Genomic DNA, 12,463 nt, shown 5'->3' with positions numbered 1-12,463 from the left:
CTCATATCGCTATGTCAGTCTAACTCCCGCGGTTTTTATATTAAGCACTTAATTTTATTTTCAATTTCGAAAGCATATCGATAGTCATTTTATCCAAATCATAGTCTGCTTTGAAGCCCCACTCTTGAACAGCTGCCGTTGGATCGATTGCATCAGGCCAGCTATTCGCAATGGCTTGGCGTACTGGATCGACATCGTAAGCCATTTCAAATGATGGGATGTGCTTGCGTATGGAAGTTGCAATTTGAGAAGGCTCAAAGCTCATTGCCGTGACGTTAAATGCGTTGCGGTGAATCAATTTTGATGGATCTGCTTCCATCAGACTGACAATTGCCTGCAATGCGTCGGGCATATACATCATATCCATATACGTACCTTCTGCAATATACGATGTATACTTCCCTGCTTCAAGTGCTTTGTAATAAATATCGACTGCATAATCCGTTGTACCTCCACCGGGTTGCGCCACATACGAAATCAATCCCGGGAATCGAACACCACGTGTGTCGAGTCCGAATTTATGATAATAATAATCGCATAATAATTCACCTGCGACTTTATTGACACCATACATCGTTGTTGGACGCTGTAATGTATCCTGCGGCGTATCCACTTTTGGTGTTGAAGGGCCAAATGCACCGATTGAACTCGGCGTAAAAAATTGCAAATCTAGTTCGCGTGACACTTCAAGGGCATTCATCAGGCCACCCATATTGAGATTCCACGCAAATAACGGCTCTTCCTCTGCTTTTGCTGACAACAACGCCGCCATATGCATCATCGTATCAGCGCCAAAATCCTTTGCAAGCGCATACATTTCATCAGCATTTGTAACATCTAGAACTTCAAAAGGACCCTCTGTCATAGAATCCATGCGTCGTATATCTGTTGCCAAAACATTATCGGTTCCATATTCTGACCGAAGCTTTGTAATCAATTCTGAACCAATTTGACCAAGCGCCCCTGTTACGATAATTTTCTTCATTTTCAATTGCTCCTCGCTTGTGAACATCTGTATTTTTGGAGAGTACACCATTATTTTATTTTCATCACTTTGTTGATTCTACTACCCAAACTCATTATAGAACGTTCTCAGGGAAAAGACAACACGAATTTCTATATGAATGGACGTATGGAAATTGTTAGATATAATTGAAAACTCCCGCTCATCGGCGAGAGTTTTCTGTTCACAGGAGTATGTGCTTAATTCAGTTTAATATTAACAACTAAACGCTTTGGCCATGCCTACGCTTCACAATCACTAGAAATGTCTCGAAAAAAATAAAACCCGGACAGCTTATTAGCCATCCGGGAGTCTTTATTCATTATGAAATAACACCGAGCTCTCTACCAACTTTTTCGTAAACAGCAAGTGCTTCATCGAGCATTTCTTTCGTATGCGCAGCAGTTGGCATATTACGGACGCGCCCTTTCCCTTTCGCAACTGTTGGGAAAATGATGGATTTTGCATAGACGCCTTCTTCTGCTAGACGACTTGAGAATTGTTGTGTCAGCTTTTCTTCACCAATAATGCATGGTGTAATCGGTGTTTCTGAAGCACCAATATTAAAGCCAAGCTTAACAAGTCCTTCTTTCAAGTAATTACCGTTGTCCCAAAGCTTGTCATGCAATGCTGTGGATTCCGTAATTTTGTCAAGTGCCCCCATAATCGCTGCAACGTCTCCAGCAGGAAGTGCAGTCGAGAATAGGAATGGACGAGAACGAACTTTTAACCAGTCGATCAATTGCTGTGATCCCGCAACATATCCACCTACAACACCAATTGCTTTTGACAAGGTGCCGATTTGGAAATCAATTTCTTTTTCAAGTCCAAAATGCTTCACAGTCCCTTTTCCTTTTCCTGTTACACCTGAACCGTGCGCGTCATCCACATACGTAATCAAATCAAATTCTTTGGCGATTTTCACTACTTCTGGAAGGTTGGCGATATTGCCGTCCATCGAAAACACACCATCCGTAATATACATCACTTTTTCATACAAGCCTGACTCCGTCGCTTCCTTCGCTTTCGCTCGAAGATCGTCCATATCTTGGTGCTTCAGACGAATGATTTTTGCGCCCGATAAACGGCAGCCATCGATGATAGAAGCATGATTTAATTCATCCGAAAGAATTGCATCTTTTTTACCCATGACAGCAGAAATCGCCGCCATATTACAGTTAAAACCGGATTGATAAGATATTGCGGCTTCCGTTCCTTTAAATGCCGCAAGCTTTTTTTCCAGTTCAATATGAATATCAAGCGTTCCATTAATTGTACGAACCGCTCCTGCGCCTACGCCGTATTTAGTCGTTGCGGCAATCGCTAATTTTTTCAAATCTTCGTCTGTCGCAAGTCCAAGATAGTTATTGGAAGACAAGTTAATCAAATCTTTGCCTTTAATTTTAATAATTGGGCCATTTGGACCTTCAACGGGTTCAATTTCATTGTATAATCCTTGGTCGCGGAGATCCTCTAAGTTTTCCTGTAAATAAGCATCGAGTATTTTGGACAAAATAATCTTCCTTTCAAACGAATGATGCTTTCATTTTATCACACGATAGGCCCAATCGCGGAATAATATGTGTGCTTGTTACGGTAATTCCAATAACACCTTCGATTTCACTTCAAATATCGCCTGCTTAATAGCCGAATCCATCGTCACTTTCATTCTATTTTCGGCCTGTGCGTAGGTTTGCATATAACCCGTCGCGTCCAAAATCTTTTCTGTATATGTCTCCCGAATCAAGTCAATTTCCTGTTCTGCCTTCGCATCTTTCACACACATAGAAACAAGATCGAGCAATTCATCACCCGGCCGTTCTACATCGTAGACATGCGGCTGCGTTGCATCGAGCAAACAAACCGATAACTCGGGTATTTGAACGAGATCTACGCCCATGGGATCCAAGCCGCACCAGCCGTACAAAACATCAAATCCACGCCTTTCTGCCTCAGCACCAAGCGCTTTCATCAACGTTGATTTCCCCGTGCCTGGAAGTCCTTTAATGAGTATTCTTCGTTCTAAACGTTTCGTAATGGAAGGGATAAAGTCCTGCGCCCCAGCAGATGTCAACGAGCCGATAAGTCTGTGTGAAACAGTCGTTTGCTTATTTAGCCTAATCGTGCCAAACAGCTCTTCCTTCAACGAGTGAATGAGGTTCTCATGTTGCTCCCACATCATTCGCTTTATATTAATAGCTTCCCATTCATCATGAATTTCTTTCGCGTCTGCAAGTGATTTCAGTGCTTTTTTAATCGCCATCTCTGCCTCAGCCAGCTGCTCTACAATCAAACCATTCCGATCACGCAACTGGTCTTCATCATAGACGTCATAAAAGCTAATCACACGGTGTCTTCCCCCTATTTCCGCGGGTTCAAGCGCAATGGGATGTGAGGCCTGGATGAAAAGTAGATTGGGTCCCTTCACAAAAATCGCATCAGTTTTTTCTGGTTGCACAGGATCCATGAATTTGTCGACATCAAACCCACGTTTCACATAATTCGTAGCCAGTTCATGCAAGACTGCTGATAGCATATTTGTCGGTGGGCATTTCAAAAAAAACGTCTCCGCAGCTGACGCTATCAATGTATCGTATTTATGAGAAATCCCACAACCCGTATAGGCTGTCCCCATATATTGAGTGATTGTTCCGTACATGTCGACCATCCTTTCTTTACATACGATTAGCCTATGCACGAACAACCAAAAAAAGCACGGCATCTTTGCCGTGCTTTGAAAAACTATTAATATGCGAAATAAGTAATTGTGCATATTCACTATTCAACTATAAAACTTATGTTTCGTGATTATTCTTTCACCTTTGTTGCACTGCCTCTTTCAATAAGTTTCGTATGAATCGTTATTTTTTTACATATTTCCCGTTTCGTTGCGATGCGCTCAAGTAGCAAGTCAACTGCGGATTCTCCCATGATTTCAGTGTACAACTTCACTGTAGTAAGCGGCGGAACCATGTATTGCGCAGAGGAAACGTCATTGAAACCGACAATGCTAAGATCCTCTGGAATTTTAACGCCTAGTTCGTAGGCCGCTTTGTAGCATCCGATTGCAATTGAATCGTTTGCAACAAATAGAGCTGTTGGTTTTTCATTTTGATTTAGCATTTCTTTCAAAATTTGGTAGCCATCCTTCGGATTGTAGCCCCCAATTTTAACGAACTCCTCTTTGAAAATTCCTTTTTCCTTCAAATAGGCTTCAAAGACATCCTGCCTTAAATCCTTAAAACGGTTGCCAAACATATCCGTCTCGATACCGCCGATAAAGCCTATATTTTCATGACCTAAATCTACTAAATAGTTAAGTGCATTTTTTGTTGCAGAGTTGAAATTAATCACCACTGCATCAAAATGGTTTTCATCAGGGTTGGCGTCTACAAACACAGATGGTTTATCAAAGCTCTTAATCAGTTCAATATCTGCTTTTTTAAATGTCCCAAGGCAGATGATTCCGTCTAATTTTGAAAGACTTTTTTTCGTATCTTCTTTAGTAATCTTCGAGTATTCCATTCTCATACTTTTAAGCTGTTTTTCTAGCGCTACCCGGATTGAAAGGTAGTAGGTATCAACTAATTCTTCTTCAAGTGAATAAGAATAGTAGAGCCCAATGTTTCCTTTCTTTTTCACCTTTTTCTGTTTCGCGGTAATCACATAATTTAATTCTTCTGCCGCTTCAAAAACCCGCCTTCTTGTTTCCGGAGTCACATTGAGTGTTTCATCATAATTTAACACTCGAGAAACTGTTGCCATAGAAACCTGCGCTAAATCTGCTATATCTTTAATCGTTGCCATTTCACATACCTACTTTGTTGTTTACTTCTATATATATGAATCAATTTCACTTTTCCACCGGTCTACTCTCAACGCTTTGCTTATGTTCGCAAAGGCCAATCTTCGTGACGACTTTTGCTACACCGCTTCTTTACGATACTTTTTCTTGAAAAACCTCGGCTTCGTTTCAGAAATAATAATCGCAACGAGGATTAGAACAGCCCCGATGATCATTTTGACAGTTAATATTTCGCTCAAAATAATGACGGAGAATATCATTCCCCAGAACGCCTCTGTGGATAAAATGATAGCCGCCTTTGTTTCAGTTGTATATTTTTGAGCAACTGTCTGCAACAAAAAAGCAACCGTGGTGGAGAACACACCCAAATATAAAACAGCTGATACGCCTTCAATATTTGCTACAAAATTCGTTTCTCCTTTGAAAAGGACTACCATAAATCCTAAAACAGTAGCAGCTCCCATTTGAATCACCGTTAACAATACAGGATCTTCATCCTTTACAAATTGTGCCGTGCAGAAAATATGGAATGCAAACGCTACAGCACATAATAACGTTAGGAAATCCCCAAAATTAACGCCACCTGAAAACTTTAGTGACAATACGCCGATGCCAATGATCGCAAGTAATGCACCAAACAGCTCAAACTTGTCCATCTTTCGTTTAAAAATGAAAAATGCAATAAACGGTACAATGACTACATTGACAGCGGTTAAAAAAGCATTTTTCGAAGGCGTCGTATATACTAACCCAACCGTTTGCAAAGCGAATGCTAAGTACAAAAATACTCCAATGATAGAACCTTTTATAATTGTACTTTTTTTGATGTTCTTTAATTTCTTAAAAAAGACTAGGCTTAACAAAATAATACCAATAAGGAAGCGAATTGCAAGTATTTGGTATGGCGTAAAGTGTTCGAGTGACACTGCACTTGCAACAAATCCACTTCCCCAAATAATCGCAACTACCGCAAGCCCTAGTTCTCCAATATATTTCCGCATATAATCCTCCACCTACTCACTTTCGATTAACGATAGGAACACACTTGATGTCCAAGTAAAGGAAGTATCAACGAGTCCTTTTCCACTATGCGGATCAAAGTTTTCTGCCATACCACCGACAAGTGTGAGGTCCAGATATTTTTCTCTAATTCTTTCTCCAATCTCAACGTAACCAAAACTCTTTAATGAATCAATAAAAAGATAAGTTACAGGAGCCCAAATCGGTCCAAGCCAGTAACCATTTTCCTTATACAATGGACTTGATGGCATTTCTGTTGCAAATCCATATTTCGTTTCAAAGTTTTCCACAAGGTCCTCTACAAGTTGATCCATGATTTTTTTATCTAGGCGATAGCCAATTAAAACCGGTAAACGCAAAATCAGACTGGAGCGGATATCAATTTTCTTAGCATCTTTCCCGACACGACCAAAGAAGCCTTGTTCATCATGAAGGCGTTCCATTAATAAGGCGAAAAGCGCGTCGGCTTTTTCGGTAAATTGCTTCGCCTCTTCCTCTTCTCCAAGAATACCAGCAAATTTCGTTAAAATATCATATGTTCTAATTAAAAAGCTAGCAAGATCTGGTGCCTCAACAGGCATTCCGCGATGGAATAAAGAGGAATTATCCCAACCAGAGTCATTACCGTGCTTATAATGCGGAAGTCTACCTTCATACGTTCGGTGTGAATCGAAGTAAATCATTACTTTTTTAGTAGATTCATAAACCTCTCTTAGACGACTCTCTTCCCTAAAGTAGTCATTCACTTCCATCAATTTTTCATAAGCGTATGCGAAGACCGGTGGTTTAATGCAGTTATAAGACACAAATTTATCATTCACAAAATCTGGGTAGGCTCCCGATTCGTCCTGTGCATCCATAAAGATCTTCAGCTGAGCATAGGACAGTTCCGGATACTTCGCACCAAGATGTAACGCATTAAAACAATTGTCCCAAGACCAGATGTTATACATCCAAAGCTTCGACATATACATGGCATAATTTTTTAATAATCCATCCGGATGAACGATACTTGACCAAGTGATATAGGCCGCGCGATCAATTGAAGCTTGGTATACTTCATTTTTCTCGGTATTATTTTCTACCCACTCCTGATAGAGCTGCTCAACCTTTTCTTTTCCTGCTTGAAAACTCGCATACCCTTTCGGTTTAAAAACGGTGCGATAGCTTTCAATGACAAAATGGCCATTACTCATACGAATGTCGATATAATCATTGCCAATCACATTCCACGGCGCGTCAACAGACATCACACCTGAAAGCTTGCTAATCATCAGCTTTAATTCCTTCGGATAGATATGATATTCATACATGCCATCCTCATATTCGTGAAGGGTATCGTACTTCACTTTTCTAGCTTGCAAACGAATTTCAACCCCGTTTGCTTCAATATGCAATTCATCTTCTTCTGGAATAATGATTTCTGCATATTTCTCTGCATCCTTTACTAAATAAAAGCGCAAGGACGTTTCTGTAGCAGCGATGTCGAATTGCTGTTCAATGCCCTCCTGCAACAAATCCAATTTGAATAATTTTGATGGTGCATCATCCCCACCATGAACATCACGTATGTAAACTTCATTTGTATCCTTTTCCTTCGATACACAAAAATAAGAACCAAATCGAGAAAAAGGGATTTCTTTTATATTTAATTTCATAGGATTTTCGCTCCTTTCGTCATACCGAATAAGAAGCAGGGTTTCCCCTGCTTACTTCTCACTATACCGTGAAAAATTTACTTTCTTCTACTAGGCTGCTCTTGTCTATTTTTCTAATTTCAAATTGAAGATGGAAATCCTCAATTACAGTTCTGTATGGAGGTAACTGCTCCTCACCACAACTATTACTTCCAACACCGCTTTGCTTGTAATCAATCGTCAACACTGTAAAAGGTGATTTCTTAATAGTGCCGCGGTGCTTCGCCTCTTCAAGCGCATTTGTTTCGTAATCATGAATTGTAAAATCATACGTTTCTTTGAAATTAATCAAATATGCTTGCTCATCATTTGCTACAGCTAGGAAAGAACTATCACATCGTGAACCATTTTCCTGTGGATAGACATAATCAGTATGCATGTCCTGAATGGTTTTATTATATAGGCCAATTGGCTGACTGCGTTTTGTATCCTGATACGATTCAGAATCCCCGCGACCATACCAAGTAACTTTGTTGTAGTCCTCATTCAAATGCATCGTTACGCCAATTCGCGGTAGCATCTCTGGAATTTCATGACCTCGTAATACCTTTTCACCATGTAAATCAATATTTAGAGCACCATTTTTCGTCATATGATAGTGATAGGTCAGGTGGAAGCCCCATGCTTGATTCACAGTAGATAAAAACTTCGTGATTGTGACATCTACGTAATCTGCTGTCACTTCGTGCTTCACTTCTGCTAATTGTTCTTTTGTGTTTTTAAGGAAGTACTTATTCACCCAGTCATCCTTTTTGTACATATCATTGTCGATAATCGCTCTCCAAAGGGTCACTTCAGGTCCTTTGTTAATAATTTCTTCCCCGTCAGATTTGAAAGATTCTAGTGTGCCATACACATTTGAGAATACAGCCTCAAACTGGTCGTTTTCAATTGTGAGCAGAGCACCTTCATCCTTAATCATAAAGTCAGATCCTGTTGAAGCGACAGACTTTACTTCTTTTTCAACTTTTGTAGATGCTAATAAGAAGCTTTCTTTTGTAATCTCATGCCCTTTTTCCGCATAGTGAGTATCTTCAGTCTCCTGATAGCTTACGTAGATTCGAACATCGTCATGCTGAGCAGCTTTTACTGCATCTACTGGCAAAGTGATAGCCAACGATTCATGTGGTTGGATACTTGGTAACTTCATGTCATGTGCTTCAATCAGTGCACCGATTGATTTTACTTCCACGCGAAGGGTAATTCCGCTTAGGTTTCTAAAATCGTATAGATTCTTTATACGAATTTCCCCTTCTGCTAGGTTAACTTCCTCTGTAACAATCGGTTCAATTACTTTTTTATATTCCAAAAGTCCTGGTGATGGCATTCTATCCGGAAAGACAAGCCCATCAATACAGAAATTGCCGTTTGTCGGGAAGTCACCATAATCTCCACCATATAAATAGTAAGTTTCACCATTGTCGTTTGTCGTTTCAATTCCATGGTCACACCATTCCCAGATAAAGCCGCCTTGCAATCTAGGATATTTTCTCATGATTTGTTGATATTCCGTTAAACCGCCGGGGCCAGTCCCCATTGCATGTCCATATTCGCATAAAATATGAGGCTTCTTGCCTTCTTCATCCTTACCGATTTCTTCAAGTTGGTTTAAGCGCGTATACATCGTTGTGTAAACATCGCTGTATGCGGCAACTCTATCCCCCTCATAATGTACCAATCTAGTAGAATCAATCACCTTGATAGCATTGTACATGGCAGTAAAGTTTCTACCAGCGCCTGATTCATTTCCTAGTGACCACATGATGATACTTGGATGGTTACGGTCCCTTTTCACCATACGTATTGCTCGATCTACATATTGCTTTTCCCATCGTTCGTTGTCAGAAATCCAATTGTAATTTCCCGTATTTTCAAAACCATGACATTCAAGGTCTGCTTCATTAATGACGTAAAGACCATATTCATCGCACAAATCATAGAACACATCATTATTTGGATAGTGCGCTGAACGAACTGCATTGATATTGTACTGTTTCATCATTTTAATATCCTGAAGCATATCGTCGTAGCTTACTGTTCTACCTGTCTTTGGATGTGCGTCGTGGCGATTCACCCCATTAAAGAAAATTCGCTTTCCGTTGACACGGATTTCGTTGTCAATAACCTCAATGGCACGGAAGCCGATTCGTAGTGGCACAATTTCCTTTTCATCTGACAAGCTATACTCGAGAAGAAGTGTATATAAGTTCGGTTCCTCTGCATTCCATAAAAGTGGTTTTTCTTGGATTCTACTCACTTCGAATTTCCCGTCAACTACTCCCATGTCAAACTGATCGACTTGTTCATCATGATGGTAAAGCGTAGCGACTACATCTTTTACTTGATTTGTTAAAAACGCACCGCCAATTTTCAGTGTGAAATTCTCATAGTTTTCATCAGGAAGCGTTTCAATATGAATGTCCCAAAGCGTCTCTTTGTTGATTTTAAACAGTTCAACGCTTCTAAAAATACCTGAAAGCCACCACATATCCTGGTCTTCTAAATAAGTCCCATCAGAAAATTGATAGACTCGAACAGTGAGACGATTACTACCCTCTTTCACGAATTCTGTGATATCAAATTCAGATGGCAATCTTGAAACTTTACTAAAACCGGCATGCTGTCCATTCACATATAAATCAAATGCAGAGTCTACACCATTAAACTTTAAGATAAGTGCTTCACCGTCTGTTAAGTCAGAAACGACTAGCTCTCTAAAATAGATGCCCGTTGGGTTTTCCTGCGGAACAAACGGTGGGTTGATGGCAAACGGATACAAAACGTCTGTATAATGCATGTTGCCGTAGCCCTTAATTTGCCAGCTTGAAGGCACTTCCATGTCATCTAAACTGTCGATGTCGAAGTCCTCTTTTTCAAAATCTTTCGGCGAAAGCTCAGGTGCATCTACAAATAAAAACTTCCATACTCCATCTAGTAACGCATAGCCAATGCTATTTTCTTTCGTAAAAGTTTGTGCATTTTCTTTTGTTTCATATCTATAAAAATCGGTATGAGCGGGAAGTCTATTGATACCCGTTATCCCAATATCTTCCCATCTCTTCATTTCGCGACGCATGTTATCTTCCTCCATACAATATTATATTGGTATTTCTTACTTAATCGAACCACTGATTCCTTCGACAATATACTTTTGAGCAAATAGGAATATCACAACTGGCGGAACTATCATGACTAAGGTAATCGACATAATTGGTAGAATTTGAAGATCATGAACGCCTTTAAATGCCGCTAATCCTAGTGCTAATGTATATTTTGATTGATCTTGAAGATAGATTAACGGACCGAGGTAGTCATTCCATACTGATAAAATATTGAGCACCGCGATTAAGATGAGTGGTGCTTTCATAATCGGTACGAATATTTTAAAGAAAATCTGGAATTCATTTGCCCCATCGATTCTCGCTGCGTTTTCAAGATCCTTCGGTATACTCATTAGGAATTGCCTCAACAAAAAAATATAGTATGCCGATCCAAAAAACGCTGGGACAACTAATGGTTTTAATGTGTTAATCCAACCGAACATATTAAATTGCATATATAACGGAATCATAGTGACGTCCCAAGGAATCATCATTGTCGCAAGCATTAAGATGAAAAGAACGTTTTTATATTTGAAATTATATCTAGCAAATCCATACGCAACCAATGAACAGGATATTAACTGGCCTATCGTTGTCATCACGGTAACGATGACGGAGTTCTTTAAATAGATACCGAATGGTTGACTCGTCCAAGCATCAACAAAGTTTTTCCATTGCGGTACTTCTGGAAAAATCTTTGGAGGGTAACTAAATACTTCAGTTTCTGTTTTTAATGCAGAAAGGATTACCCACACAAATGGTAATATGAAGTAAAGTGAAAATAATCCTAGAAGGCTGAACATGATAATTTTAAATCCTTTTGGCATTTTCATTTTTTCTTCTTCCTTTCTTCCCTTCTTTTTTCACTTCATTTTCATAGAACACCCATGTCGATGATGTCTTAAAGATCAACATCGTTAATAGTAAAATCACGATGAACATAAACCATGCGTTTGCACTTGCATAGCCTAGTTGATGGTGTTTGAAGGCATTGTTGTATACGTATAAGCCATAGAAATAGGTTGACTTTAAGGGACCACCACCGGTTAACAGTAAGACCAAGGTCAGCTGTTGTAGCGCTCCGATAACAGATGTAATGACGTTAAATAGAATAGTCGGTGTAATACTTGGAATTGTAATGCTAAAAAACTGGCGAAATGGGCCTGCACCGTCAATTGCTGCCGCCTCATATAATTCTGACGGGATTCCTTTTATATCGGTATAAAAGATTAGCATCATAATTCCGACTCCCCAAGCACTCGCAATGACAATTGTGAAGAGTGCCCACTTCGGATCTACGAGCCATCTTGGACCTTCAATGCCAAGAAACGAGAGTAAATAATTTAATATTCCGTACTCCGAGTTGAAAATCCAACCCCAAATAATCGAAATGGCAACACCCGAAACAACTGCCGGCAAGTAGAATATCGTCCGAAAAAACTTCATGCCCTTTAATGGTTGGGTAATAAGAAGCGCTAAAATTAAAGCGACAGCTAAGTTAAGTGGTACAAAAATGGCAGCAAATTTAAATGTAATGACTAAAGATTTATAAAATTGTGGGTCTCCTGTGAACATCGTTTTATAGTTTTCGATTCCGACAAATGTTGGTGCACTTGTAATTGGCCAATTAAAAAAGCTCATAATTAATGAAAATACCAGTGGTCCTAGGGTAAATACCAAAAAACCGATGATCCACGGTAAAATAAATAAATAGGGCACTTTTCGGTTTACGAGCTGGTAGTTCTTCGATTTCTTCGTTATATTTCGCATAAGATGCCCCTCCATCAGATTAAAAAATAGGGTAAAGCACTTTGAAAGCGCTTTACCGCATTAAAGA

General features: G+C 39.6%; 9 protein-coding genes. All 9 read right to left on the bottom strand.

Features of this window, described 5'->3' with window-relative positions:
* Nucleotides 1-40: 40 nt before the first annotated feature.
* The gene (locus tag R2B77_RS16505) at nt 41-985 is read right to left on the bottom strand and encodes an L-threonine 3-dehydrogenase (protein ID WP_203249158.1); all 945 of its coding nucleotides are present in this window, start codon (nt 983-985) and stop codon (nt 41-43) included.
* Between the two features lie 340 nt (nt 986-1,325).
* Entirely contained in the window at nt 1,326-2,516 is a 1,191-nt protein-coding gene (locus tag R2B77_RS16500; protein WP_203249157.1) for a glycine C-acetyltransferase, read from the bottom strand.
* A gap of 78 nt (nt 2,517-2,594) precedes the next feature.
* Complete coding sequence (locus R2B77_RS16495; RefSeq protein WP_203249156.1) at nt 2,595-3,662, bottom strand: hypothetical protein; 1,068 nt, start codon at nt 3,660-3,662, stop codon at nt 2,595-2,597.
* 149 nt (nt 3,663-3,811) lie between these two features.
* Nucleotides 3,812-4,810 (bottom strand): LacI family DNA-binding transcriptional regulator, encoded by a 999-nt coding sequence (locus R2B77_RS16490; RefSeq protein ID WP_203249155.1) that lies wholly within the window; start codon nt 4,808-4,810, stop codon nt 3,812-3,814.
* Between the two features lie 117 nt (nt 4,811-4,927).
* Nucleotides 4,928-5,809 carry a DMT family transporter gene (locus R2B77_RS16485; protein ID WP_203249154.1) on the bottom strand — a complete coding sequence of 294 codons (882 nt, stop codon included), beginning with the start codon at nt 5,807-5,809 and terminating at the stop codon, nt 4,928-4,930.
* A 12-nt stretch (nt 5,810-5,821) separates the two neighbouring features.
* Nucleotides 5,822-7,486 (bottom strand): amylo-alpha-1,6-glucosidase, encoded by a 1,665-nt coding sequence (locus R2B77_RS16480; protein ID WP_203249153.1) that lies wholly within the window; start codon nt 7,484-7,486, stop codon nt 5,822-5,824.
* A gap of 61 nt (nt 7,487-7,547) precedes the next feature.
* Entirely contained in the window at nt 7,548-10,601 is a 3,054-nt protein-coding gene (locus R2B77_RS16475; protein WP_203249152.1) for a glycoside hydrolase family 2 TIM barrel-domain containing protein, read from the bottom strand.
* 36 nt (nt 10,602-10,637) lie between these two features.
* Nucleotides 10,638-11,459, bottom strand: coding sequence for a carbohydrate ABC transporter permease (locus tag R2B77_RS16470; protein ID WP_203249151.1), 822 nt, complete (start codon nt 11,457-11,459; stop codon nt 10,638-10,640).
* Nucleotides 11,437-12,396 (bottom strand): carbohydrate ABC transporter permease, encoded by a 960-nt coding sequence (locus tag R2B77_RS16465; RefSeq protein ID WP_203249150.1) that lies wholly within the window; start codon nt 12,394-12,396, stop codon nt 11,437-11,439. Before R2B77_RS16465 ends, R2B77_RS16470 begins: the two co-directional genes overlap by 23 nt.
* Nucleotides 12,397-12,463: the final 67 nt, after the last annotated feature.

It is taken from the genome of Sporosarcina beigongshangi (assembly GCF_033485195.1).
Lineage (GTDB): Bacteria > Bacillota > Bacilli > Bacillales_A > Planococcaceae > Sporosarcina > Sporosarcina beigongshangi.
Note: the sequence above shows the minus strand (reverse complement) of the source record. Positions and strands in the feature narration are given on the sequence as shown.

Coding starts and splice junctions, on each gene's coding strand:
- R2B77_RS16505 (WP_203249158.1), bottom strand. CDS start 985: ATGAAGAAAATTATCGTAACAGGGGCGCTTGGTCAAATTGGTTCAGAA.
- R2B77_RS16495 (WP_203249156.1), bottom strand. CDS start 3,662: ATGTACGGAACAATCACTCAATATATGGGGACAGCCTATACGGGTTGT.
- R2B77_RS16490 (WP_203249155.1), bottom strand. CDS start 4,810: ATGGCAACGATTAAAGATATAGCAGATTTAGCGCAGGTTTCTATGGCA.
- R2B77_RS16485 (WP_203249154.1), bottom strand. CDS start 5,809: ATGCGGAAATATATTGGAGAACTAGGGCTTGCGGTAGTTGCGATTATT.
- R2B77_RS16480 (WP_203249153.1), bottom strand. CDS start 7,486: ATGAAATTAAATATAAAAGAAATCCCTTTTTCTCGATTTGGTTCTTAT.
- R2B77_RS16475 (WP_203249152.1), bottom strand. CDS start 10,601: ATGCGTCGCGAAATGAAGAGATGGGAAGATATTGGGATAACGGGTATC.
- R2B77_RS16470 (WP_203249151.1), bottom strand. CDS start 11,459: ATGAAAATGCCAAAAGGATTTAAAATTATCATGTTCAGCCTTCTAGGA.
- R2B77_RS16465 (WP_203249150.1), bottom strand. CDS start 12,396: ATGCGAAATATAACGAAGAAATCGAAGAACTACCAGCTCGTAAACCGA.